This is a genomic window from Methylobacterium litchii (genome assembly GCF_038442315.1).
Lineage (GTDB): Bacteria > Pseudomonadota > Alphaproteobacteria > Rhizobiales > Beijerinckiaceae > Methylobacterium > Methylobacterium litchii.
Map to the genome: position 1 here is coordinate 21,649 of NZ_JBBXMY010000009.1, position 24,451 is coordinate 46,099.

Consider the following 24,451-nt stretch of genomic DNA (forward strand, 5'->3'; position numbering starts at 1 on the left):
GGCCTCGACTCCCCTATCGTCGCGCCAGATCGACCCTTCTGCACGGCTTCGCGAACGGTGACGGTCTATCGTCGTCTCCAAGGACCGGGCAGACGGTGTTGTTCGCCCGGTCCTCACCGTCCAAAGCTCGTGACCACTTCTTCGCGATACGGCTGATCCCAATCAGAAGGCGTAGCGCACCCCGCCACGGACCGCCTGGATCGTGTCGCTGGAGGCGAGTTCCGCGTCGTAGGCGACGAAGCCCTGGAGGCGGGGGGCGAACTCCATGCCGAGACCCGCCGAGACGAGGGCGCGGTCCCGGTCGAGCCGCCGTCCGGTCACGAGGAACGGCACGGTCGGCGCCAGCGTGAAGCTCGCGCTGATCGTCCGGTTCACGTCCGCGAAGTCATGGACGTAGGCCGCCTTCACCCAGAGCGAGACGGGCTTGCCCGCGACGGCCGTGGCCGTCTCGATCCGTCCACCGACCAGTGTCCGCGCGGACAGGAAGTCCTTGCCCGCGACGGTCAGGTCGAACAGGCCGCCGCCGGTCTCGCGGACGCGATCCTGGCTGAACGTGTTCACCTGATAACCGACGAGGGGGACGATCTGCGTCGCAGTGGCGACGGGCACCCGGTAGCCGAGTTCACCTGCCGCGATGAATTGGTCGCCGCCGATATCACCCTGGGCGCCGCCGGGCTGGAGTTGCGGCAGGCCAAGGGAACGGTTCACGCGGCCCTCGGCGCGGGCATAGCCCAGGGCGCCGTTGGCGTAGAACGCCCCGTCCGTGTAGCCGCCGTAGACACCAACCTGCGCATTGTCGACATGCGCCCTCTCGCCGGTGCGCCGGAGCGACACGTCGACGGAGCCGTAGCCCACCGCAACGCCGACGACCGTGTTGATGGTCGGATGCATGTCGATGCCCGCCGCCATGCCCGCGACGGTCTCGCTACGGCCCGCTGAGTTGGCCGTGGAATCGACGTTCCCGAATTGGCCGTAGCCCGTCGCCCACACGCCGTAGCCGCGGTTCACTTCGACGAAGCGCGGAGCCGGTACCGGCCCACGGTTGGGCAGGTCGGCGGCATAGACCGCCGGGGGCAGCACGAAGCCGGTCGATCCGGCCTCACTGCCCGCCGCATAAGCGCGGTTCATCATCTGGCTGCCGAAGGCGCGGCCGGAGCGCAACACGGGATCCGCCACGGAGGCGTAGCCCTGGCCCGAGAGCCGGTCGAGGGTCGCTGCATTCTGTGCGTCGCTCTGATTGTCGAGCACGGTGAGCGCGGCCCGGTTGCCGGCAAGCAGCGTATCGACGCCGCGCGCCACGCTGCGCTGGTTGTCGGTCCGGGCGACGAGGGCGAAACTCTGCTGCGCGAGGGTGACCGTCGTGGCATTGCCATTCGAGGCCAGGGCCGCAGCCAGAAGCGTCGGAAGCCCCGTCGAGGAGACCGAGGTGAAGGCCCCCGTCGTCGAACCGGCGGTCAGAACGGTGTAGGTGGTGCCCGGCACGTAGGTTCCGGCGGCCCCGTTCAGGACGAGGGCGCCGTCGAGCTGCGCCCGACCGGTCACAGCCAGCTGCGCGTTGGCGCCCGGCGCCACCGCGATGGCGAGGGTGCCGCCCGGCGCTTGCATGTAGTTGCCCGCGACGGTCAGCGTGCCGTAAGGCGCAGCGGCGCTGCCCGGGGCAACGGTGCCCGCATTGGTCACCGCGCCCGTGATCGTGCCCGCCCCGCCGAGCGTCGCGCCGGACGCGACCTGTGTCGCCGCGTTGAGCGCGGAGTTCACGGTGAGGGCGCCCCCGGCCACCGTCGCGCCGCCGGAGAAGGTCTGGGTCGTGCCCGAGGCCAGGGTCCAGGCGCCGTCCGTCTGTGTGAGGGTGGAGAAGCCCGCCACGTTGCTCGCCAGCGTCCCCGTGCCCGTGAGGGTGAGGGCGTTCGTGCCGCGCCCCGTCGCCGTGATCGCACCGCCGACCACCGATCCGGTGCCGAGGGTGACTCTGTTGCGGCTGGTGGCGACGTCCGCGAAAGTGATCGATCCGCTGATCGTGCCGGTATTGGTCAGGGTCTGGTTACCCATCCCATAGGCCAGGTTGCCGTTGATCGTGCCGGTGTTCACCGTGGTCGAGTTGCGCCGATTGGCGGTGGTGGTGTTCTGCGGGTCGGCATCGATGAAGCGGACGTCGCCGGTAATGATCCCGCTATTGGTCAGCGACGCAGTGCCGGCGCCGGAGACGACGATGGCCTGCGCGCCGGACGTGGCGCTGATCGTGCCCGCGTTGGCGATCGTGTAGCTCTGCGCGCGGCCCTGGATCGCCCGGGCATTCGTTCCGCTGGCGGCGATGCGCGCACCCGCTTGGTTGGTGACGGTGAGGGCGACGACGTCGTCGTCCGAATCAACGGCAGCGACGGCGGCGGTCCCCGTCGAGCCCGCCGCGCGGGTGGCGGAGATGGTGCCGGCGTTGGTGATGCTCATGGAGGCGATGTTCTCGCCCGCATAGATGCCACGGGAGATGCCGATCCCGTTCTCGGTTACCGCGATGGTGCCGTTGTTCACGACGGCGACATTGGCGAAGTCCGCCCCCGTCGAGTTCGAGATCACCCCGTAGATCCGGTTGGCGGCAGTGTTCGCGCGGCCCGAGGCGCCGGTCCCGGTGATCGTGCCATTGTTGACGAGGCTCGTGTTCGATCCGGACAGGTTCACCGTCTTGGCGAGCGCCGTGTTGTTGGTGAGTTGCGCCCCGGACCCGGTGACCTGGATCAGGCCGCCGACGCTCTGTTGCGAGCCGGCCGCCAGGGTGAGGTTCCCGCCGGCCACGGTGAGATTGCCGGAGATGGCGACGGTGGAGTTCGGTCCGAGGGTCCAGGCACTGCCCACGCCGTTCTGAGTGAGGCTCGTGAAGCCCGACAGACTGCCCGCGAAGGTGCCCGTGCCTGAGAGGTTCAGGGTGTTCGTGCCGAGGCCCCTGGCGGTGATCGCCCCGCCGATGACCGAGCCGGTGCCGAGATTGACGGTGTTGGTCGTGTCGGCGACGTCGAGGAAGCTGATGTTGCCGGTGATGGTGCCGGTGTTTGTCACCGTCTGGTTGCCGCCGCCGAAGGCGACGTTACCGTTGATCGTGCCGGCATTGCTGAGCGTCCCAGTGCGGCGCAGGTTCACGACGGTCGCTGCGGTCTGGAGGTCCTGATCGGTGTTGCGGACGTCGCCGTTGATCACGCCGGTCGCCGTGTTGACGATCACGGTGTTGTAGGCGCGGGTCGTCGTCGCGCCGGCGTTGCCGGCATTCACTGCGAAGGTCGCGATCGCCGCCTCGCCCGGCGTGGTGTTGCCGATCACGCCGGCATTGGTGATCTCGTACTGTGCGGCCCGCCCGCTCAGCGCACGGCTATTGGCGCCGCTCGCCGTGATGCGGCCGGTGGCACCGTTGGTGACGACCAGCCGGTCGGTGTCGTCATCGGAATCGATTCCCGCGACGGCGTTGGTGCTGGCGGTGGCAGTGCTCCCCCGCGCTGCCGAGATCAAACCCGTATTGGTGATCGTGAACAGCGAGGTGTTCTCGCCTGAATAGATGGCCCGGGCGATGCCGTTGCCGTTCTGCGTGACCGAAATGGTCCCGCTGTTGGTGACGGTCGTGCTCGCGTACTGGCTTCCGTCCGGCGCGCTGGAAAAGGCGCCGTAAACCCGGGTCGTGGTGTTGCCGGCGGGCGCGGTAAGCGTGATCGTCCCGGTATTGTTGAGCGTCGAGAGGTCGCCGGCGAGGTTCACGCCATAGTTGTCGCGATTCTGCGCCGCAGCATTGCTGATTGTGCCTGCATTGTTGACGATGCTCGACCCGTTCACGCGGATATTGGTGAAGCTCGGATTGGTGCCGCCGCTGGTCTGCGTCGCCGCGACGGTGGCGTCGGGGGTGATGGCGACGGTGAGGGAGTTCACGCCGGCCGGCGCGATGAACGCGGCCGACGCGCCCGAGCAGGTCACCGTCTGGCCCGCTGTGGGCGTCCCGGGGGCGCAGGCCGCTTCGGCGCTTGTGACGTTCGCCCCGGCGAGGACAGCAGCCCAGGCCGGCACGCCGGCAAGAAGCGAGCGGCGCAATCCGCCGATGCCCGAACTGATCACGATGTATCCCCCAATTTATAGGTTGGCCGCTTATGACGCGGCAGCGCATTCTTGCGCGCAATCGAACGCTAATTTGGCAGGCTGAATTTCGTCAAACTGTTGTTGCAATCAAAGCCTGTGCTGCATTCACGGACTTACAAACTGTTGCAACAATGAGACTTAGTTCTAGAATGGCGCCAAAACATCCCTAGATCGGCCGGGATACTGTAGAAAATTTGGCCAAGGATATTCGGCAAGATCGCCCGGGAGTTTTAGGCGTAGGGCGAAAGAGGTGACGCCCTGCCCCGATCGAAGAGCGCGATGGCGATCTTGCTGTCCCGCGAAAGGCAGGACCGCTCTCGATGGCGAATCGAATCGCACCTGCATTGACCGATCCCTGCAACCGGCAATGGCGATCGGGAATTCTTTATGATTGTATTATATAGGAGAAGTGGCAGCCCCAGATGGCAATATATCTTGCCTCTGATTGTCAGTCATCATAAGCAAAATTTTAGCAATAATAGCCTTGACGACATGCGTTAGAACGAGGGACCCTAGACCCACTTTCGGGCGGTCGACGGATTGATAGGACTTCGACACAACGAAGGCCGACCTTATCTTCGATCAATGTGCCTGAGCTTCGCTGCGATCCGACCATTCAGGATCCACCGACCCATGACGTTCGCGCGGTCGACGCAGCGTCCTTCATCCACGGGCAGGCAGTCGCGATGAAAAGGCTCTCGTTCGTCCTTGTCTTCTGCTGTGCCATGGGGTCGGGGCCGGCCTGGGCGCGCCTGAAGATGGACGATCTCGCCTCGCTCTGGCCGCGGGCCTCGATCACTGACAAGATCGACTTCACCAACCGTATGGGCAAGGCGATGGTCGCGCTCTCGCCGGATCTCACCCGCGAGTATTTCATGCGCTGCCTGGAGGAGACGGCCAACATCGGCGACACGAGGAACCTGACCTTGAGCGACATGGTCCGCACCTGTGTCTCGCTGCATGCGCAGCCCTCCAGCGAAGAGCCGTGATGGCGCCTTGCGGCGGGGATCGGCGATATGAGTCGGGCGGTATTCCTCCTCGCCTCCGTAGCGTTGCTGAGCGCCGGTTACGCGCCGGCCGGCGACATCGCCAATTCGGCTTCCGATCCCGAGATCATGGGTGTCGCCACCGCCGCGATTGAGAGGCAGCTCGGCAGCGCCGATGCTAGGGTGAGCGGCCTGCGGATGGGCCGGAGCGGAGTCCTGTGCGGACGTGTCGATGTCCGCAACCGGATGGGCACCTATACCGGCGCACGGCCCTTCGTCTTCGACCCCGCCACGGGCGTAGCCGGGCGGCTTCCGGAGGGCCCGGAACTCCGTAATCCGGCCAGCATGGCCGATTACCAGGCGTTGGAGCGGACAAGGGCCCTCTATGGTGCCCACTGCACCGGTCTGTAATTCAAAAGAAGGATCATCCCCATGTGGTTTCACGCTGTGCTTCTGGCGGCGTCTATGCTCGTCGCGGCCGGACCGGCCGCGCGGGGCCAGGAGGCCGGCGACATCCCTGCGGAAAAGCGCAACGCGGCCAAGCTTGCCGGTCTCGTCGGCTTCGTGAACCTCCATTGCAGCGCGCTCAAATCGGACGCGGAACGCTTCAAAGGCGCGGTCCGGTCGATGGGAGTCGATCCCGCAGAGATCGATCGCGACGCGCTGATGCTGCAGGCCCGCGCCTACCTTGCCGCCTACGAGAAGGATGTGCCGGCAAATTGCGGAAAGGCCGCGGAGCTGTTCGGTGAGAAGGGCCGGATTATCCCGGGGATCTTCCTCCCACGGTGACCCTCACCCAGCCCTCCCACCGGACTGGCCCAGGGCGATGTGGATGAGTTCGGCGAGGCTGCCCGCGCCGAGCTTGACCCGCATGACGGCGGTGATGCTCACGACGCTGCGGTAGTTCAAGGTCAGGATCCGGGCGATTTCCGTATAGGTTTTGCCCTTGCCGAGCAGCGACAGGATCTGGAGCTCCCTCGCGGTGAGGCGCGAGAGGGGCGAGCGGTCGGGCGCGAGATCGAGCATCGCGATACCGGTCGCGATTGCGTGCGGCAGGTATCCCCGGCCCGTCCGAACGGCCTCGAGGGCTTCGAGGAAAACCTCGACGGACGAATCCTTCATCACGAAGCCCAGTGCTCCGGCTTGGACCGCGCGGGCGGCGATGACCGGGTCGTCGTACATGCTGAAGGCGAGGATGCGGGTGGCTGGTTCCAGCGCCTTGATCCGCCGGATCAGCGAAAGGCCGGACAGCCCGTCCTCTCCCAGCGACAGGTCCGCCACGACGAGGCCGGGCCGATGCCGGTGGAAGATCCTGTAGGCGGAGACGACATCGCCCGCCTCGTACACCGGCCCGATCTCGTCCATCTCGGCGAGCTGCCGGAATCCCTGAAGCACGACCGGATGATCGTCGACCATCAGGATTCCTTCGGGCGAACGAGAGGCCCTCCGGGGCGGGGCGATGTCGAGGCCGGCGCTCACGGCGTGCTCCGGGTGAGAGGCCGCATCTCGTGCGCGGAGAGTTCGGCAAGCGCCGCCTCGTGCCCCAAGCCACGGGTGCGGATGTTGAAATAGTGCTGGCACATCTCGCCGTAGAGGCTCTTGTGTCGGCCCCGGGTGGCAGCGATCTGCGCGAAACCGTCGAGGAGCGTCCCGTAGGCCTCACCCTTGCCGACCTCGCCGAGCATCTGGCCGAGTTGCACGGTGCGGTTGGCGATCATCCGGCGATCCTCGACGAAACCCTCCGCAGCCCGGACGAGGCTCCCGCGCATCGCCTGCACCTGCGGCGCGTCGAGGGCCAGGGGGTGCCCCGCCTCTCGGCCGGCGAGCCATCGGCCGGGATCGGTTCCGTCGCTGTGCGTGAGCCAAGCGGGCAGATCGGTTTCCGACGTGCGGGCGACCACCGCTTGATCGGCATTCGCCTCCTCGTCGCCACGGTTGCAGGCGGTGAGCGAGACCGTGAGCGCAAGGGCGGACAGCAGAAGACACCTCATCGTGCCGCCTCCGGTGGGGCGATCCGCGCCACGGCGAGGGTGCGCGGGCCCTCGGCCACCGGGAGCCGGCGCACTTCCTTTCGGGCGGCGAGGTCGATGACCGAGACGTCATCGGAAAACCAGTTGGCGACGTAGGCGAAGCGACCGAGGATCGCCACCCCCTCGGGATACCGACCAACCGGAATCGTGGCGGAGACGGCGAGCGCCCGAGCCTCGATCACCGAGACGGACGCGGCGTGCTGGTTGGTGACGAGCACCCGGCCGCCACCGGAAACGACGGCGACGCCGTAGGGCGCCGTCCCCACCGGGATGGTGGCCAGCACCTGCCTGGCCGCCGCGTCGATGACCGTGACGTCGTTGCTGCGGACGTTCGCCACGTAGAGCCGGGCGAGATCGGGATCGTAGGCAAGGGCGAAGGGGCCGTCGCCCACCGGCAGACCCCCGACGCGTCGGAGCGCGCCCGTGTCGATCACGCCGACCGAGCGCCCCTCCCGCTCGGCGACGTAGAGGCGCCCAGGCTCGCCGAGAACGAGGCCTGCCGGGTCCGGTCCGACCGGGATTTCGCCCGCGACGGCTCCGGTCGGGAGGGAGAGGCACAGCACCCGGTGGCCCGACCAGTCACCGACATAGAGACGGCTTCCATCCGGCTCGACCGCGAGGCCGAAGACCTGAGCCGGCAGGGGCAGGCGGCGAACCGCGCCGTCCGGCTCGATAACCGAGACCGCGCGTCCGTCCGGGTGGCTGACATAGAGCCGCCCGCGTCCGTCGGCGGCCACGACCGCCGGCGAGGCGGGAACGGTGAAAGACCCGGTGACGGCCTCGCCCTCGATCCGCGTGAGCCGCGCGCCCTGCTGGCTCGCGACGACCACGGCCTGCCCGGCCGCAGGCCCTGCGATCAGCGCGATCAGGAAGGCGAGACAGGACCGCCGGGTCGTCATGGCGTGCGCCCGCCCTCCACCTTCGCTTTCAGGCCCTTGAGTCCGTCGGCGAAGTAGCGGTTCATCGCCTCGCGTCCGGCCTCGTCGCTGAGGTTGTCCGGTGGCTCGTTGCCCGTGTCGCCGCGATAGAAGCGACCCATCCATTCGACCTTGGAGCCGTCGCCGTCCGGGGTCACGGTCAGGGTGGCCGAGTAGGAGGAGACCGGCAAGGCCGTGAGGTCGGGGTCGGACATCCGGTAGGAATAGGTCCGCTCCGGCACCTTCCACTCGTCGCGGCCCTCGACCAGCGTCCCGCCGGACTTGAGCGTTACCTTGCGCGTCGCGCCCTCGGCGTTGCCGCCGGTCGCCTCGGCCTTGGCGACATCCGGATGCCAGGAGGCGATCCCGCCGAAATCGCCGACGACCTTCCACACGGCGTCGGGCGATGCCTTGATCGTCACCGTCTGAGCGATCTTCTGAGGCGTCGGGCCGTGCGCCAGGGCGGGACCGGCGGCGAAGGCCAGGAACAGGGCCGGAAGGACGCGACGCGGCAACCAAACCATCAGGTTTTCTCCGAGGGGGACAGAACGCGCGGGAGGCGGCGGCGCAGGGCGTCCGCTTGGCCGGCGCCCAGGGTGGCGAGCACCAGGGCGAGGGCCATGCCCCCCAGGACGGGGCGCAGATCGAGGGAGCCCGGCAACGCCCGGGGTGTCGCGGCGGCGCGCACCGGCCCTTCGAGGTCGTCGGGACCGTCGAGATGGGCGTAGGCGAGGCCGGTCGCCGCCGCGAGGCGCTTCAGGTAGGGCTCGCGCACCGAGGAAAGATGCTCGGTGCCCTGGGCGGCGGCCGAGCCGAAGGGCGCGTTGCGCGGGTTGTAGCCTTCACGGGTTTCCGCGTCGGCGGGGGGCGGGCCGAAGCGGTTCTCCTGCGGCACGTCGGCCTCGCCGTAGAAGCCCTTTTCCCGGCCGCGATCATCGTAGCGGGGAATCGGCGAGAGGGCGTATCCGCCCGCGCCGACGATGAGGCCGCGCACCGCCCCCGGCTTGCCCTCGAACGTGGGCGGCTCCCCGCCGGGCAGCGGTGGCGATTCTTGGCCATCGGTGACGAAGACGAGGTCGGTCCCGAGCCCGGCCGCCATGTCGATCGCCCGGTACAGCCCGGCCGCGACGCGGCTGTCGCCCTCCCAGGCCATGCGCCAGTCGAGGGCGGCCAGGGTGCCGTCGAGGGGGGCGAAGTCGCCGCAGGTTTCGATCGGCTCGAACAGGAGGAACGGGCGCCGCTCGGTGAACAGGCCGAGCGCCACCCGCGAACCGCAGGGCAGCTCGGCCACGAGCCGGCGCAGGGCGGCCTTCGCCCGATCGAGCCGGCTCTCGGGACGGCCGTCGCGGGCATAGTCGCGGACGTTCATCGAGCCGGTGATGTCGATGACCGCCAGGAGCTTGACCCCCGTGCGCGTGAACGGAACAGCCGGAACGACCAGAGCCGCGCCGGCGAGCGCCAGCGCCAGGGCGAGCGCCAGAAAGCGCGGCGCGCGCAGGTTGCGGGCGAGCGGCAGGGCGGCGCTCACGGGCCGCCCTTCGGCTGGCCGGGTATGTCGGTCCAGATCTTCTTCGGCTCGACGCGCAGTTCGTCGCCCTCGCCCCGGCTCAATTCCGGGTAGTCGCGGATCAGGCGGGACGCGACGTCGAGGTTGAACTTCGCGTCCCAGAAATCCGGCATCGCGGTCAGGGCCCGGCGATACTCTTGTCGGGACAGCGTCACCTGTGGCCCGGCCTTGCCCAGGTCGCCCCGGGCGAGCAGGCCGAAGGCCTCTCGCATCCGGGCGTTGGCGATCTGGTAGCGGGCGCGGGCGACAGCGCCGGACTCGCCGACGGCATCGAGGGCGGCGAGCAGCCGCTCGGCCTCTTCCCAGCGTCCGCGCCCCGCCAGGAACCCGACCCGCGCCGCGAGGACCGGGGCCGGGGCATCGGCCGCCACCGCCACGTCCCGCCCGCTTTCGAGTGCGGCGATGGTGCGGTTCGCCATCTCCTGACGCCACGCCTGGAAGCCGAAAGCCGCCGCCAGCCCAAGAAGCACGATGGGCAGCGCGACGACGATCTGCGGACGCAGGCGGCGCCACACGCTTCCCCCACCCCGCAAGGACGGGAAGCTGAGCGCGGTCGATCCGCGGCGCGTCTCCGAAAGGCCGATCATGCCGCCCTCCGCAGGGGCGCGTCTTCTGCCGGGCGCTCCACCCGGCGGCGCGCGGACATGTCTGCCTCGGCGAGCGCCGCGAGAACGAGGACCGCGAGGCCCAGAGCGGCAAGGCCATAGGCCCAGCCGGTGAGATCGCGGCGGGGGCGGACCTCCGTGTAGGGGATCGGATCGCGCTCCAGGGCCTCGATCCGGGCGATGGCGTCGGCCACTGCCTGCGGTCCCTCGGCCTCGAAGGCCCGATAGGGGATGCCGAGACTCTTGAAGAACAGGTCGAGGTGGCGCTCCGGGGCGGCCTGGGGCGTATCCTCGCCCTCCGGCCGGTCCTGGATCGACGGGGAGCCCTTGGTCCGCAGGAACAGCCAGTAGAGGTTCGGGCGGATCTTCGCGAAGTCGGCCCGAAGCTGGTCCTGCACCCTGGGGTCGATCACCGCCGCGCCGTCCGAGATGAACAGCAGCACGCGGGAGATGCCGTTGTCCGTGCCGAATTGCGAGAGCGCCATGGCGAGGCCACGGGCGACGTTGGTGTAGTCGAGGCCGGGCCGGTCAATCGCCGCGATCGCCGCCCGCACGGCCTCATGCCGGTCGGTCATAGGCAGGACGAGCATCGGCGCCGTCGAGAAGGCCGTGACGGCGAACAGATCGTGCTCCCGTTCGCCGACGAAGCCCGCGAGCAGGCGCCGGGAGGCCGCGGCCTTGGATGCCTCCGCACCGGAGGGCTGCCGCCCGGCGAAGGTCTCGTTCATGCTGCCCGAGCGGTCGATCAGCATCGAGACCTGGGCGCCGATGCCGATCCGCGTCACCCGCTCGCCGACCCGGTAGGGCTCGGCCAGCCCGAGCACCAGACCGGCGACGGCGGCAACCCCCGCGAGGGTGAGGGTGGCACCGATCCACCGGGACAGCGCATCCGGCGGGGCCGCCGCGACGGCGGGCACCGCATGTCTGCGCCGCCCCGTGGCGACGAGGGGCAGGAGGGCCAGCGGCAGGAGCCAGAGCGCGAGGGGCAGGGCGAAGCCGAAGAGGGCGAGGTGCGCACTCATCTCACGCCCTCCGCTCGGCGGCGGCGAGGCGACCCACGGCCGCCTGCAGCGTGGGCCAGGGCCAGAGCTCGCGCGCCTCATCGACCGCCCGACCGAAGAAGGCCCGGCGCGAGGCCGCGAAGAAGCGCGCCAGCGCCTCTCCCTCGCCCCGGAAGGCGGGGTGCCTGTCGAGGAAGTCCGGAAGGTCGTCCGCGAGCAGCCGCCGCCCGTCGGTCTCGTCGAGGCCGCGATGAATCAGGCGCAGGGCCTCGCGGTAGCCGCCCTCCCCTCCTCCGGGGAGCTTGCGCAGGCGCCGGGCGGCCCGGGCAAAGGGGCGGCCCCGGCGGCGGCCGAGCCAAGCCCGGTCCCAGGCCAGCAGCGCCAGGGCGGGCAGCGCGAGTCCGGCGAAACCGAGCGCCGCCATCGCGGCGGGCTCCGGGTCCATGCGGCGCGTGCGGCCGTCCGGCTGAAGGTAGTCGGCCGGGTCGTCGCGCCTCTCCGGCTGCACCTCCCTCAAGGGAGAGACGCCGAAGGTCCAGGCCGGGATCTCGGCCTGCGCCGTCGTGGTGCCGCCGGGAGTCTCGTCGGCGAGTGCCACGGTGAATCCCGGCACTTCGAGCCGCCGCGCATCGAGGGCGGCGTAAAAGCTCTGGTAGGTCAGGCGCAGGCGCAGGCCCCCCGCGATCCGCTCGACGGCGACGTCGCGCAGGTCGAGCCAGTAGGTCACGGGGCCGGGGCGCGGCAGCGAGGCCTGCTGCACGGTGGTGCCGGGTTCGAGGGCGATATCGACCCGGGCGTGCAGGAGGTCGCCGAGGAAGTATCCAAAGCCACGGGGCACCCGCACCTCGACGGAGCGCACCTGCGCCGCGGCGGCGCCGGCCTGGAGGACGAGGAACAGGACCGCGAGGAAGCGCATCTCAGTTCGCCAGCAGATGGCGGCTGAGCGCCTGGGCATCGAAGCGGTCGACCATGGCGAAGGGTCGGCGTGCGCCCGCCGCCGCCGCAGCGGCGGTCAGCGCCTCGCGACGCTCCCGCTCCCGGGCGATCCAGCGGCGACGCAGGGAAGGGCGCAGGAACACCAGCCGCCGGCCGGCGCCTTCGAGATCGTCCAGTTCCGCCAGCCCCCATTCGGGCAGACCCTCGTCCTCGGCGCTGTCCGCCAGGATGACCGGCACGACATCGTGGAGCGCCAGCGACTCGAAGACCCGTCGGGTCAGGTCCGGCGGCCAGCGAAAATCCGAGATGAGGAAGACGAGCCGGGGCCGCCCGAACAGCAGCCGCGCGGCCTCCAACAGCCCCCCGGGACTGCCCGCCGCGCAGCGGGCTCCGGACAACTTGCCGGCCATGGCCAGGGCGGCGCTCCGATGGCGGGTGGCCATCAGGGTCAGGTCGGCGCGGATGGCCGCGTCGCAGCCGATCAGCCCGAACCCGTCGCCGATCCGGGTCGCGGAGGCGGCGAGGCCAGCGCAGAGTTCGCCTGCCAGCGCCATCCGGTCGCCGGCGCCGCGATAGCGCATCGAGGCGGAGAGATCGACCAGCGCCCAGATCTCGACCGGCACCCGTGCCTCGAAGCGGCGGACATGCACTCCTTCGAACGGGTCGCGCAGGGTCGCGCGCAAGTCGATCCGCCTCGCATCCGGCAGGCTGAGGAAAGGGACCTGATCCCGGAACGTGCCGAGACCGCCGGCATCCCGCCCGCGATGCGCGCCCGGGCGGCTTCCCCGGGGCCGCCAGCGCGGCAGGTAGAGGATGTCGGCCGAGGGGGGCTCGCTCATGGGGCCGGCACCGTGTCGAACACCGCCCGGCAGAGGGCCGGGACGATCTCGGCCCGGCGCAGCTCGTGCACCGGCTCCAGGAAGATGCGGTGGGCCATGATTTCCGGGAAGATCGCCCGGATATCCTCCGGCACGAGCCACGCTCGGCCCTCCAGCCAAGCGCGGACACGGGCGGCCCGGACGAGAAAGGCGAGGCCGCGGGGTGAGGCGCCCCCCTGGACGAGACGACCCATGTCGAGATCGGCCAAGCGGATGCCGGCCTCGGCCGGGCGCAGGAGCGCATCCCACAGGGCGACGACGTAGGCTTCGATCTCCGGTGTGGCCTCGACCGCGTGCTGGATCGCCCCCGCGATTCCGCCGATCGCGGCATGGTCGAGTATGCCCGGCGCGACCTCAGCGATCAGTCTGTCGGTGTCGTGGAAGCGCGGATCGAAGGCCAGCGCCCGCCGGGCTTCGGCCTCTCGCGGCGCCTCCATCCCGATCTCCATCAGGAACCGGTCCCTGGCGGCGGCGGGGAGTTCGAAGGTCTCCTCCCGCTCGACCCGGTTGCGGTCGGCGAACACCTGGAGATGGGGGAAGCGCCATTCCCGCTCGAAGGCCGTCACGGTCCGCTCGGCCATCAGGCGCAGGAGCAGGGCGTGGACCTGGGGACGGGCGCGGTTGATCTCGTTGAAGAAGAAGATCGACAGGTCCTCGGCCTGCCGCAGCACCGGCCCGGGCTCGATCCGCGGGCGGCCATCCTCACCGAGAAAGGTGTGGTAGATCAGGTCGGTCGGCATCATGTCGACCGTGCCCTCGACGCGCTCGTAGGCGCCTCCGAGCGCCCGGGCGACGGCGCGCAGGAGGGTCGTCTTGCCGACGCCCACATCGCCTTCCAGCATCACGTGGCCACGGGCGAAGATCGCGATGGTCACGAGGCGGATCGCGCGGGCTTGGCCCACCACCGCCTTGGCAATCTCGGCCTCGAAGCGTCCGGCCGCCTCCCGCCAGTCTGTCAGCATCGCGTCGCCGGGGCGCGGAGGGTTCATGGATCGCAACTCGAGACAGGGTCCGGGCCGATGAGCATGCGCAAGGCGGACATGGACCGGTGCCGGCCCATGTCCGCTCAGTCTCAGTTCGCCGAGATCTTGGCGACGTCGTATTCGAACTTGCCGGTCTTCTTGGCGTTCTCAATGCGCTTCTTGTTGCGCTCTTCCATCGCCTTGATGGAATCGGCTTGCTTCGAGAGTTCCTTCGGGTCGTGCTTCGGGTCGTACTTCGATCCCGCGACCTTCTCGGGGAAGCCGGGCTTCGGTTCCCAGCAATTGCCGGGCGCCTTGCACTTCTGCCCGTCATAGGCCGAGGCCGGGCCCGCGAGCAGGGCCGCACCGGCGATCACCGCCGCCATCATCACCGTCTTGCGCATGTCAGCTCTCCTCGTTCTCTCCCCAGGGCGGCCTTGAGGGCCGTTCGCTCGCCCCTTGCCGGGACGTCGCTCCGCGCGGACGCTCACTCCAGCGGCTTGCACTGGCCGGGGGCGTCCTTGGCGAAGGTCTCGCCTTCCTTGAACGGCGTGTAGTTCTTCTTCTGCTCGTCGGTGAGCCACGCCGCATCCTTGACCGGACCGGTGTAGAGATGCCGGATCCAGGCGATGACCTGCAGCATCTCGTCGGGGTTCAAGTCCTCATTGTGGGGGCCCATCATGCCGTTGGCACCGCCCCACAGGGTCGAGAACAGACCGACATCTTCCGTGTTGGCCGGGTAGGTCCAGTAATTGTCGTTGAGACCGGGGCCGACCTTGCCCTCGGCGAGGTGTCCGTGGCAGCCCGAACACGAGGTCAGGAACAGGCTCTCGCCGTTCCGCAAGCAGGACTTGTCGTCGATGTAAATGTTCTGCCCCGTTTGGAAGAACGTCTTGACCGCCTGGGTGTCCCGGCCACCGGCCTTGCCCTCGTGGGTGTCCATCGCCTCGCCGGTGATGATGTTGCGGAAGACGATGCCGCTCTGGGCGCCCGCCTGGGGCTGGGCCAACACCGCCCCCGCCAGCACCGCGGTGCCGAGGCCGAGGGCGGCCGCCATTGTCAGGATACGCGTCGATCCGATCATCCGAAGATTTCGCATTTCTGATGTGATGAGGAGTGGGGGCGAAGGTCAGTTGGTCGCGATGACCGGGACGCCGTCCTGCTTCAGGATGGCATCGACCTGCGGCTTCGCCTTGGGGATCGCGGCGTCGAGAGCGTCGCGGAGCGCGGTGTCGTCCTTGCGGACGCCCATGGACTGGTCGAACGCCTGGGGCATCTTGCGGCCGTCGCTGCTCACCGTGTCGTTCGGCACGGGGTTCATCCGCAGCGGGACCGTCGAGTCCTTGACGTAGCGGGCGATGTCCGGGGCGAAGGCGACGCCGACCGCAGCCTTGCCGCCGGCCACCTCGTTGACGAGGCGGGCGGGATCGATCTGCGTGTACTGGTTGCGCGGCGCACGGAAGTTCACCAGCGAGTAGAGGTAGGCCATATCCTCCTCGTAGCGGCCGATATCCTTGAGCATCGCCTCGCCGGGGGAGCCGAAGGGGACGACCATGTGGTCGATCGTCTTCAGCCGCGGGTCGGACCAGGACTTGATGTCGAGGTCACCGTCGGCGCGGGTGAGGAAGACATAGCCGCTGCGGTAGTAGGGCTTGGTTGTGAGCACCCGCGGGTCGTCGCTGTCGAGGCCGACGACGACGTCGCAGAGCTTCTTCTCCAGGCCGTCGCGGACGAGGTAGATCGCGGGCTTGGCGATCCAAACGAAGACCGGCTTCCGGCCCATCGCCTCGGCGACGGCGGCGGCGATCCGGTTCTCCAGGCCCGAGCCGTCCCGCATGGACAGGGGCGGCTGCTTCTCGGACGCGCAGATCCGCAGCGTCGACGGGTCTGTCGGAGGCGCCGCCGGGAGCTTGGGCGAGTCGGTCCGGTCGGCCTGCGCCTCGGATTCCTGCGCTTGCGTTTGGGTACTGAGCGGCAGGGCCGCCAGTGTCAGAAGGGCGGCGGCACAGGTCGCCGCGCGCAAGGGCCCGCTGAGGAACAGCATGAGTTCCGATCCCTGATGTCGTTTTCTGGTTGCCGTCGCGCCGGCCCTTGAGCGGGACTGGCGTGCCCCGGGGCTCTGGCGGTCGTGTCGGGATGGGGCCCCGCCGGCCCGAAGGCCGGCGGGAACGTCGTGAGGCCTACTTCACGGCCGCCTGCTGGTATTCGCCGACGTTCGGGTCGTCGTAGGGACCCTTGCCGTCGAGGGAGAATACGATCACGCCGCCGCCCATCTGGGTGTAGTTGGCGAGCTTCTTGAACGCGCCGACCGCGCCGAGACCGGCCGTCGGATCCTGCAGGTCGAACACCAGGCCCACGCCCGGCCAGCCACCGACGCCGTAGTTGATGGCGACGTACTGCGTGCCCTTGTGGGTGTAGGTGATCGGATAGCCAATCGCGCCCGAGGGAAGCTTGAACTTCCAGAGCAGATCGCCGTTGTCCGAGTCACGGGCCTTGATGAAGCCGTCGAGGGTTCCGTAGAGCACGATGTTGCCGGCTGTCGCCGTCGTGCCGCCCCAGACCGCGAAGCGCTCCATCTTCTCCCAGTTGAACTTGCCGGTGATGGCGTTGTAGCTCTTGATCTGGCCGAGACCTTCGTAGTTCTGCCGATCACCCTTCGGACCCGGATACATGTTCAGCGTCGCACCGACGAAGAACTGTCCCGCCCGGTAGGGCAGCATGAAGGGCTCCCAATCCATGCAGATGTGGTTGATGCCCATGAAGAAGGCTTCACGCTTCGGATCGTAGGAATCGTGGCCCTGGTTGTGGTAGCCCATCGCCGAGGGACAGATGTCCTTGGCGAGGTGGTCCATCCGGGTGCCGTATTCCGGATCGCGCACGGGGGTGCCGGTCTTCAGATCGACCGACTTGAACACGTTGACCGTGTCGTCGATCTTGTTGGCCGAGACGAGCGAGCCGTCCGTCCGGTCGAGGGTGTAGACGATGCCGTTGCGGTCCGGGTGGGTGAGGAGCTTCCTCATCTTCCCGTCCTTGTCCTTCTGTTCGGACAGCATCATCACGTTGACGCCGGCATAGTCCCACTCGTCGTGAGGCGTCTTCTGGTAACCGAAATGCGCCTGACCGGTATCGGCGTCGCGGCCGAAGATGGTCATGGTCCACTTGTTGTCGCCCGGACGCATGGTCTCGTTCCACGGCGCCGGGTTGCCGGTGCCGAAGTAGATCATGTTCGTGCCGGGATCGTAGGCGTACCAGCCCCAGTTGGTGCCGCCGCCGATCTTCCAGGCATCGCCCTCCCAGGTCGTCGTGCCGAGGTTCTTCTGCCCGTAATGGGCGTTCTTGATGTTGAAGTCGTCGGCGAGCAGCAGATCCTGGTCCGGACCCGTCGCGTAGGCGCGCCACACCTGGGCACCGGTCTTGACGTCATAGGCGGTCAGGTAGCCGCGCACGCCGAGCTCGGCGCCCGAGGAGCCGATGATTACCTTGTCCTTCACGACATAGGGGGCGATCGTCAGCGTCGAGCCGACTTTGATGTCGGAGTTCTCGACCTTCCACACGGTCTCGCCGGTGTTGGCATTGAGCGCCGCGACGTTGCCATCGAGCAGGGTCTTCAGGATCAGCGGCGGCGTCTTGCCGTCGCCGGGCCAGTAGGCGAGGCCTCGGTTGACGAGATCGCAGCAGGCGACCGAGCGCGCGGCCGGGTTCTGCTTCGGCTTGTCCTGCCAGAGGATATGGCCCGGATCGTCCAGATCGAGGGCGAAAGTGTAGTTCGGGAACGAGGTGTGGATGTACATCTTGCCATCCACGACCAGGGGCGCACCCTCGTGGCCGTTGAGCAGGCCGGTCGAGAACGTCCAGGCCGGCTTCAGCTGCTTGACGTTGGTCTTGTTGACCTGAGTCAGATCGCTGAAATTGTTCGAGTCATAGTTCTTACCGGGCATCACCCAGTTGTCGTCGCTTTTCGACATCTCGACGAGCTTGTCGTTGGCGCTGGCGCCCCCCACCAGACCGACCGGCGTGGCCAGGGCCAGGGTCAGGATCGACACCGACCGTGAAAGCCTTCCCAATCTCATTGTGCATCTCCTCGCCAAGCCGCCGCGCCTTCAGGCCTCGCGGCAGATGTTTGTGCGATGCGAGACAAACACCAAGTCCATCTCTGTGGCTGCTCGTCGATTACAAGAACTTACAGAAGCAAGCTTCTTATAAAAGACTTATTACAACCGCAATCGCTTGTCATTTTTACAGAGTGAACCTGGGAATTGTCTCTAGGATGTCGGTTATTTGTTGGCGGGATAAATCGGCAATAGATCGCGGATAGTATGGAATTCGTCTGAACTGCTTGACGGCGGCGTGGCGCATGCTCAACCATTGGGCTTTTCACCGGCAGCGCGGTCATGGCGGGGGCGAGATGGGACGCGTGCAGGCTTGGCACTGGTGGACCCGAACCCTCCCGCTGCTGGCTGCCGCACTGCTTGGCCTCTCCAGTGCGTCACAGGGCGAGCCTCGGCTGGCCGCCCTCTATCCGAAGGACGGACGACGCGATCTTACCGGCGCCGATCTCGACCGCTACAAGGGCGCGGGCGTCCTCTGGTGCCGTCGGCCGGACGGGGTCCCACGGCGAGCGGCGGCGGCGTGGCTGATCGCCGACCCCACGATCGTCGTTCTCAACGCCCACAACTTCCGCAGCCGTCGCCTGGAGACGACGCGACAGGTCTCGGACTGCTATTTCCAGATTGCGGGCCGCAACTACGAGTTCGTGCCCGACAGCCTCCACCTCGGGACAGCCCCGGACGCCACGGCCCTGCACATCACCGACGACTGGGCCATCCTGCGCCTCGCCACCCCGGCAGATGTGCCCCCCCAGCCCCTGCCGCAGCCCCCCGACCTGCCGACGGGGGACGTTTCCCTCTCGGTGACTATGGTGTCCCCCGCGGGCCACGAGAATTACCGGGGCGAGAGCAGCCTGGAGCACTGCACCGTCCGTCGCATCGATCCGCCGGGCGAGGACGGCATCCGGCGCATCCGCCACGATTGCAACGACGGCTACGGCGGATCTGGATCGGGGCTGTTCGATGAAGGCGGGCGGTTGCTCGCGATGCAAAGCGCTTCATCGGTGATGAACGCCAAGCACGCGTTCGATCCCGAATTCCACTACGGCTCGGCTTTACTGTTTGAAGGGCAACTGACAGCTGCGCTGGCAACGATGCGTAGACCTGCGCGGTGATCGTCGATCGTTTGGCTCAAGGCGGCTGTCGTCATCCTGGCGACCGGCAACTGTTATGGGAGTACGCCTGCTTTCGGCCAAGGCTGCTCCGTAGCAAGCATGCTGCTTTCGGACCGTTTCTGACGGACCCCGGACGTCCGATTTCTTATCTTTGCACCCGAGAGCAGAAGGACAGGAAGCCACCCGACCTAGCCATTCAGCGACATCCGCCTGAGCGACAGGGTTTGGCCGTCAGCGGCGGATCCGCTTCGGAGATGATCCGTCGCAAAGCCGGACAGTCTCCTGCCGGCCTATGGTTACTGCTCAGATCGACTACGGCACCACCCGGAAACGGCATCCGACAGATCGTCAGTAAATCTTTTTTCAGATAAGATAATTCTATCACACTTTGCTTATGATTGATAGTTCTTAGGTTTAAGCCCACGCCGCATCGGTCCAACTCAATCGAAGATGTCAGATCCCTAGGCGCTGAGCAGCTGCCAACGCGGCTTCCTGGGCTTGGCCGTCCATCCAGACCCGTCCAGACCAGAAGAACGTCCTCCGCCCCGCCCCCGCCAGCCCGCTGCTGTTCCAGTCCTCGACCGGTCAAGTCCGCTCGCACGGCCTCGAACTGGAGGCGACCGCCTCCCTCGCCCCAGGCTGGAACTTCACCGCCGCCTATACGCATCTCGACGTGACGATCGTCAAAGGCATCGACGATCCGACGTTGGGCGTGACGACCGGCAAGCAGCTGTCCGGTATTCCCAACGACACCTTCGCGGCTTTCGCGAAGTACACCTTCCCGCCGGGCTCCATCCTTGCCAGCATCGGCATCAGCGGGGCGTCCGCTACCTGGGTCCGACCTTCGCCGACGACCAGAACACTTTCCGCAGCAAGGGCGCGGCCCTGATCGACGGGGTGATCGACTACGACTTCGCGCGATTGAACCCGAAATACGCAGGGTTCAGGGCGCAGGTGAACGCCACCAACCTGTTCGATACGCGCCGCGTCGTCTGCCAGAGCGGTCTCTGCCTCTACGACGCACGGCGTCAGGTCATCGGCAGCCTGATCTACCGCTGGTAGCGCCTATCCCGCCTTCGCCCCCTCCCCTCAAGGATCGTCACATGCCCGATATCGATCGCCGTAAAGCCGCCCTTCTGGCCCTGCTCGCGCCCTTCGCGAGCGAGGCTGCGCAGGCCGAGACCCCGACGCCATCGACGCACCCGGCAATGGAGGGCTTCGATATGGGCCGTGGGGACGGTGTCCACTGGATCGGCCACGAACAGATCGCGATGCTGATGTATCCCGGCATGACGGTGATGGATCTCATCGGCCCACACAGCATGTTCGCGGGAATGATGGGGGCGACGATCCATCTCGTCGCCAAGACGGTCGACCCGGTGACGAGCGATGCCGGCGTCACCATCACCCCGACCGCGACCTTCGAGACCTGCCCCCGCGACCTCACCGTGCTGTTCACGCCGGGCGGAACGGACGGCACGCTCGCGGCGGCCGTCGATCCGGCGACCCTGGCCTTCATGGCCGACCGGGGCGCGCGAGCGACTTACGTCACCAGCGTGTGTTCGGGCTCGCTGATCCTCGGGAAGGCCGGCCTGCTCAAGGGCTACCGGGCGACCTCGCACTGGTCCTGCCGCGACGCGCTCGCCGGCTTCGGCGCGATCCCGACGGAGGCGCGCGTTGTGCGCGACCGCAACCGGATCACCGGGGCGGGCGTGACGGCGGGGCTCGACTTCGGCCTGACCATGGTTGCCGAGATGCGGGACCGGACCTACGCCGAGTGCTGTCAGTTGATGGGCGAGTACGATCCGGACCCGCCCATCCACGCCGGCTCCTTGAAGACAGCGCCGCCGGAAGTACGCAAGCCGATGGAGGAGTTGATCGCGGGCTTCAAGCAGCACGCGCTGGCTCTCGCGGCGACTGGCCCGATGCCGTAACCGCATCGGCGCTGCAGGTTATTCGTACGACGTTGCAAATGTTGACGCTGCGAAGGTCATAGGCAATGTTGATTATACAGAGTAATTTTGGGATAGAGGCGCCTCCGCATCGCACGCGATCGAGTTACGAATTCGAATAATTCCAAATTTTACAGGAACGCGATGCCGGTCTAGAGGATGGGCGCCGTTCACGTGCCCGCAGAGATCGCCCATGGCCGATGGCTCGACCTTCCTCCAAGCCTTCACCATCCTGTTCCGTGAGGGGCTGGAAGCGCTGCTGATCGTCTCGGCACTGGCGGCCTTCCTGCGGCGGGCCGGGGCGGGCGAGCGGATCGCCTCGGTCTATGCCGGGGCGGGGGCGGCGGTGATCGCCAGCGCCGGCATGGCCTGGGTGTTCTGGACCTACTTCGACGGCAACCACAGCGACCTGTTCGAGGCTGCCGTGATGATCGCGGCGGCGGCCCTGATGTTCTATATGAGCGGCTGGCTGTTCGTCCGGCAGGACCCGAAGGCGTGGCAGGCCGATCTGGACCGGCTCGCCCGGCGGGCGCTCGGGGCCGGCACGGTCCTGTCCCTCGCCGGCATCGCCTTCCTGGCGGTGTTCCGCGAGGGCGCGGAGACGATCCTGTTCCTCCAGGCCCTGGCGAAATCCGCCAACGGGTTCGACGGTGCCCTGCTCGCGGGTCTCGCCGCGGCGTCCCTGGCGCTGGCGGCGATGTTCGTGGCGATGCAGTGGTTGGCCCTGCGCTTGCCGCTGCGGCCGATGTTCCTTGTCACCTCGGCCTTCCTGTTCGTGATGGGCCTGAAGCTCGTGGGCGAGGCGATCCAGGAGTTGCAGGAGCAGACCATCGTGTCCGTGCACAACGAGACGGTGCCGGACTTCGTGACGACGCTGGGGCTGAACGGAAGTTGGGAGGCGCTCGCCGTGCAGGGCGTGCTCGTCCTGATCGCGCTCGCCTGCCTCGCCACCCATCTCGTCCGCGGACGGCGGGTCCAGCCGTCAAGGCGTCTTGAGCGGGCCCCTGCCTCCTGACTGTTCGGCCTGCTGCCGATGATGGAACCCGAGCGGCCGATCCGTGGTCGCGCGTCGATGCCGCGTTGACGATCGGTCGGCCCGTGGCGCACAGTGCTCCCATGCGCAGGCTCTCGGACCGATCGGCTCGATGCCGCGCGGTCCTTGCCGTGGCCGCGCTCTACGGCCTCGTGCTGCAAGCGTTCCTCGTCACGTGGCTGCCCATCACCGTGCAGGCCCGCGAGAACGGGGTGATCTGCGCGGCGCAGAACGATAGGGCGTCCGACCACGGGACACCGTGTCCGAAGCAGCTCTGCTGCCTTGTAGCCAATCTCGCGCAACCGCTCGTTGCGCCGGATCCGCTTCCCGTCAGCCTGGTCGTTCCGTGGCGGCATGCGGTGGTCCAGGTTTGGCGGCCCGTTGCCGTTCGATCAGCCCGTGGTCCGCCGGATCGCGCTGTCTCGTCACGAGGTCCACCGGCCGCCTGATCGATCCGCTTTCGATCGCTCAAGGCCACGGACCGTTCCATGTCTCTCCTTCCGAGTGCTTGCGCGCCTTTCGGCCTGCGCTCCCGCTTGTCCATGGGTCTGCCCTGCGACAGGACCCGATGACCGGTTGCGCGCCCGAGCGCTGCCCATGTTCGCCCTGACGCCCCCCGTTCCGATCGGCCCCGCTCCGTCCCGCCCTTTGCGGCCGACGGCCTTCGGAGCCCAACTCGCGGCCATCCTCACCGTCTATGTGATGGTCCTCCAGGCCGTGCTGGGGGCCGCCGTCGTGGCCGCGCAGGCCGAGCCCCATCATGATCCAATCTTGTGCGCGCCTCTCTCGACGGGCGGCGAGTCGCCGTCAGCGCCAGCACAATCTCAACGCCATCCCTGCTGTCTTGTAGCGTGCCGGGCCGGCGCGCCTCCGCCGGAGGTGCCCGAGCTCTCGGATCCGGACGTCATCGTTCGAGCCGTCGTCTATGGTGGGGCGCCCGCCGCCGCGGCTCCCGTCCGCCATCCCATCACCGGCTCTGCCCGGGGCCCCCCGCTCTCCTGAGACACTGGCCGTCCGAGGTCGCGCCATGTGGCGATCCCGGTTCCTGCACGCCGGCCGCCCTGTGAGGGGCCGGTCCTGTCGAGATGGAGAGTCCCTTTGTACGTCAGCGCCACATCCGTCGATCCGCCTTCGTTCGTCGAGCAAGATGCCCCTTTCCGGGTGATCGTGACCCCTTATCGTGCCCTGTCGGGCCCGCAGTACATCGCCCTTGCGAGCCTGTGCGTGACCCTCACTCTGGCTCTCCAGATCCCCCTCGCACGCGCCGGGGCGTGGCCTTGCCTCGTGTTCGGCTTGAGCGAGACCACGCTCCTGCTCGGCGCGATCTGGCTGCATCGCCGCAGCCAGGATCGGAGCGAGACCATCGCGCTTGCCGGCGGCAGCCTCCAGGTGGTCCGCTGCTACCGGGGCCAAGTCCTCGACTCCCGCCGCCTGCCGGTCTTCGGCCTGCATGTCATCAGGACCGACGACCCCGATTACGGTTGCCAAGCGATCGCCGTAGAGAGCCGTGGTCGCCGGATCGAGATCGGCCGTGACCTGTCGCCCGATGAGCGTCCGAGCCTCGCACAAGCGCTCACCGACGCCGTCGAAGACGCCGGCGGATCGCCGCGATTGCGGATCGAGACACGCCGTTCCCTTCTCGAACACCTGTCACCGAGAGAAGCACAATGATCCGTTTCACACGTTCAGCAGTCCGAAAGTCCGTCCTTGGCGTCGTCGGCTATGGCCTCGCGGGTGCGTTGTTCGTCGCCCCGCTCGCCGCCGCGCACGACTACACGGCGGGCGCCCTGAAGATCGGTCACCCCTGGTCGCGGGCGACGCCCAACGGGGCGAAGGTCGCGGGTGGCTACCTGACCGTCACGAACACGGGCGCCGAGCCCGATACGCTCACCGGCGGCACCTTTGCTGAATCGGGCAGCGTCGAGTTGCACACGATGTCGATGGAGGGGGGCGTGATGAAGATGGCCCCTGTCGAGGGCGGGCTCGCGATCAAGCCCGGCGAGACGGTGACGCTCGCCCCCGGCGGCTACCATCTCATGTTCATGGGCCTGAAGGATCAGCTCAAGAAGGGAACACGCGTCAAGGGCACGTTGACCTTCAAGAAGGCGGGCTCCGTGCCGGTGGAGTTCGCCGTCGAGAGTATTGCCGCCAAGGCGCCCGGCGGCGAAGCCGGAGGCATGACGATGGACCATGGCGGTGGCCATCAGCACTGAGAACGCTCTGCCTCGCTTCTCGCGAGGACCGCGTCGCTAACCC

General features: G+C 68.0%; 25 protein-coding genes. 10 read left to right on the forward strand and 15 right to left on the reverse strand.

What is annotated here, in order from left to right; all coding sequences use genetic code 11:
* Positions 1 to 162 precede the first annotated feature (162 nt).
* Positions 163 to 4,086, reverse strand: coding sequence for an autotransporter outer membrane beta-barrel domain-containing protein (locus AAHF99_RS16595; RefSeq protein WP_342165611.1), 3,924 nt, complete (start codon positions 4,084 to 4,086; stop codon positions 163 to 165).
* 608 nt (positions 4,087 to 4,694) lie between these two features.
* On the opposite strand from AAHF99_RS16595, the gene AAHF99_RS16600 reads away from it, so the two are divergent.
* Genes AAHF99_RS16600 through AAHF99_RS16610 form a run of 3 tightly spaced genes read left to right on the forward strand, consistent with a single transcriptional unit; the run spans position 4,695 to position 5,882 of the window.
* Positions 4,695 to 5,096 carry a hypothetical protein gene (locus tag AAHF99_RS16600; protein WP_342165613.1) on the forward strand — a complete coding sequence of 134 codons (402 nt, stop codon included), beginning with the start codon at positions 4,695 to 4,697 and terminating at the stop codon, positions 5,094 to 5,096.
* A 27-nt stretch (positions 5,097 to 5,123) separates the two neighbouring features.
* Positions 5,124 to 5,504 carry a hypothetical protein gene (locus AAHF99_RS16605; RefSeq protein WP_342165615.1) on the forward strand — a complete coding sequence of 127 codons (381 nt, stop codon included), beginning with the start codon at positions 5,124 to 5,126 and terminating at the stop codon, positions 5,502 to 5,504.
* Between the two features lie 21 nt (positions 5,505 to 5,525).
* Positions 5,526 to 5,882 carry a hypothetical protein gene (locus AAHF99_RS16610; RefSeq protein WP_342165617.1) on the forward strand — a complete coding sequence of 119 codons (357 nt, stop codon included), beginning with the start codon at positions 5,526 to 5,528 and terminating at the stop codon, positions 5,880 to 5,882.
* Between the two features lie 3 nt (positions 5,883 to 5,885).
* On the opposite strand, the gene AAHF99_RS16615 is transcribed toward AAHF99_RS16610, so the two are convergent.
* From AAHF99_RS16615 to AAHF99_RS16680, 14 genes are all read right to left on the reverse strand, one after another.
* On the reverse strand, positions 5,886 to 6,509 hold the full coding sequence (locus tag AAHF99_RS16615) for a response regulator transcription factor (RefSeq protein WP_342165619.1): 624 nt from the start codon (positions 6,507 to 6,509) through the stop codon (positions 5,886 to 5,888).
* A gap of 59 nt (positions 6,510 to 6,568) precedes the next feature.
* On the reverse strand, positions 6,569 to 7,084 hold the full coding sequence (locus AAHF99_RS16620) for an MxaH protein (RefSeq protein ID WP_342165621.1): 516 nt from the start codon (positions 7,082 to 7,084) through the stop codon (positions 6,569 to 6,571).
* A complete protein-coding gene (locus AAHF99_RS16625) occupies positions 7,081 to 8,022 on the reverse strand; it encodes a YncE family protein (RefSeq protein WP_342165623.1) in 942 nt (313 codons plus the stop codon). The genes AAHF99_RS16620 and AAHF99_RS16625 overlap by 4 nt, the downstream gene beginning before the upstream one ends.
* A complete protein-coding gene (locus AAHF99_RS16630; RefSeq protein WP_342165625.1) occupies positions 8,019 to 8,564 on the reverse strand; it encodes an SRPBCC family protein in 546 nt (181 codons plus the stop codon). The genes AAHF99_RS16625 and AAHF99_RS16630 overlap by 4 nt, the downstream gene beginning before the upstream one ends.
* Positions 8,564 to 9,568 (reverse strand): vWA domain-containing protein, encoded by a 1,005-nt coding sequence (locus AAHF99_RS16635; protein ID WP_342165628.1) that lies wholly within the window; start codon positions 9,566 to 9,568, stop codon positions 8,564 to 8,566. Before AAHF99_RS16635 ends, AAHF99_RS16630 begins: the two co-directional genes overlap by 1 nt.
* Positions 9,565 to 10,194 (reverse strand): MxaK protein, encoded by a 630-nt coding sequence (locus AAHF99_RS16640; protein ID WP_342165630.1) that lies wholly within the window; start codon positions 10,192 to 10,194, stop codon positions 9,565 to 9,567. The genes AAHF99_RS16635 and AAHF99_RS16640 overlap by 4 nt, the downstream gene beginning before the upstream one ends.
* Entirely contained in the window at positions 10,191 to 11,234 is a 1,044-nt protein-coding gene (locus tag AAHF99_RS16645; RefSeq protein ID WP_342165632.1) for a vWA domain-containing protein, read from the reverse strand. The genes AAHF99_RS16640 and AAHF99_RS16645 overlap by 4 nt, the downstream gene beginning before the upstream one ends.
* Before the next feature lies 1 nt (position 11,235).
* A complete protein-coding gene (locus AAHF99_RS16650; protein ID WP_342165634.1) occupies positions 11,236 to 12,129 on the reverse strand; it encodes a nonribosomal peptide synthetase MxaA in 894 nt (297 codons plus the stop codon).
* Position 12,130: 1 nt separating this feature from the next.
* Positions 12,131 to 12,988: a DUF58 domain-containing protein gene (locus tag AAHF99_RS16655; protein WP_342165635.1), complete on the reverse strand. Its 858-nt coding sequence runs from the start codon at positions 12,986 to 12,988 to the stop codon at positions 12,131 to 12,133.
* On the reverse strand, positions 12,985 to 14,016 hold the full coding sequence (locus AAHF99_RS16660; protein ID WP_342165636.1) for an AAA family ATPase: 1,032 nt from the start codon (positions 14,014 to 14,016) through the stop codon (positions 12,985 to 12,987). The genes AAHF99_RS16655 and AAHF99_RS16660 overlap by 4 nt, the downstream gene beginning before the upstream one ends.
* A gap of 83 nt (positions 14,017 to 14,099) precedes the next feature.
* Complete coding sequence (locus AAHF99_RS16665) at positions 14,100 to 14,393, reverse strand: methanol dehydrogenase [cytochrome c] subunit (protein WP_243952232.1); 294 nt, start codon at positions 14,391 to 14,393, stop codon at positions 14,100 to 14,102.
* Positions 14,394 to 14,476: 83 nt separating this feature from the next.
* Entirely contained in the window at positions 14,477 to 15,073 is a 597-nt protein-coding gene (moxG, locus tag AAHF99_RS16670) for a cytochrome c(L), periplasmic (protein ID WP_243952231.1), read from the reverse strand.
* 45 nt (positions 15,074 to 15,118) lie between these two features.
* A complete protein-coding gene (gene moxJ / locus AAHF99_RS16675) occupies positions 15,119 to 16,033 on the reverse strand; it encodes a methanol oxidation system protein MoxJ (protein WP_342165637.1) in 915 nt (304 codons plus the stop codon).
* A 136-nt stretch (positions 16,034 to 16,169) separates the two neighbouring features.
* The gene (locus AAHF99_RS16680; protein WP_412759902.1) at positions 16,170 to 18,059 is read right to left on the reverse strand and encodes a methanol/ethanol family PQQ-dependent dehydrogenase; all 1,890 of its coding nucleotides are present in this window, start codon (positions 18,057 to 18,059) and stop codon (positions 16,170 to 16,172) included.
* A gap of 284 nt (positions 18,060 to 18,343) precedes the next feature.
* On the opposite strand from AAHF99_RS16680, the gene AAHF99_RS16685 reads away from it, so the two are divergent.
* The 7 genes from AAHF99_RS16685 (at position 18,344) to AAHF99_RS16715 (ending at position 24,408) form a co-directional block, all read left to right on the forward strand.
* A complete protein-coding gene (locus tag AAHF99_RS16685; protein WP_342165638.1) occupies positions 18,344 to 19,210 on the forward strand; it encodes a trypsin-like peptidase domain-containing protein in 867 nt (288 codons plus the stop codon).
* Positions 19,211 to 19,718: 508 nt separating this feature from the next.
* Complete coding sequence (locus AAHF99_RS16690) at positions 19,719 to 20,099, forward strand: TonB-dependent receptor domain-containing protein (RefSeq protein WP_342165818.1); 381 nt, start codon at positions 19,719 to 19,721, stop codon at positions 20,097 to 20,099.
* Between the two features lie 8 nt (positions 20,100 to 20,107).
* Positions 20,108 to 20,272 (forward strand): hypothetical protein, encoded by a 165-nt coding sequence (locus AAHF99_RS16695; protein WP_342165639.1) that lies wholly within the window; start codon positions 20,108 to 20,110, stop codon positions 20,270 to 20,272.
* 41 nt (positions 20,273 to 20,313) lie between these two features.
* A complete protein-coding gene (locus AAHF99_RS16700; RefSeq protein WP_342165640.1) occupies positions 20,314 to 21,144 on the forward strand; it encodes a DJ-1/PfpI family protein in 831 nt (276 codons plus the stop codon).
* A gap of 211 nt (positions 21,145 to 21,355) precedes the next feature.
* Positions 21,356 to 22,177, forward strand: a complete 822-nt coding sequence (locus AAHF99_RS16705; RefSeq protein ID WP_342165641.1) for an FTR1 family iron permease — start codon at positions 21,356 to 21,358, stop codon at positions 22,175 to 22,177.
* A 1,116-nt stretch (positions 22,178 to 23,293) separates the two neighbouring features.
* Positions 23,294 to 23,866, forward strand: a complete 573-nt coding sequence (locus AAHF99_RS16710) for a DUF2244 domain-containing protein (RefSeq protein WP_342165643.1) — start codon at positions 23,294 to 23,296, stop codon at positions 23,864 to 23,866.
* Positions 23,863 to 24,408, forward strand: a complete 546-nt coding sequence (locus AAHF99_RS16715; RefSeq protein WP_342165644.1) for a copper chaperone PCu(A)C — start codon at positions 23,863 to 23,865, stop codon at positions 24,406 to 24,408. The genes AAHF99_RS16710 and AAHF99_RS16715 overlap by 4 nt, the downstream gene beginning before the upstream one ends.
* The last annotated feature ends 43 nt before the right edge of the window (positions 24,409 to 24,451 follow it).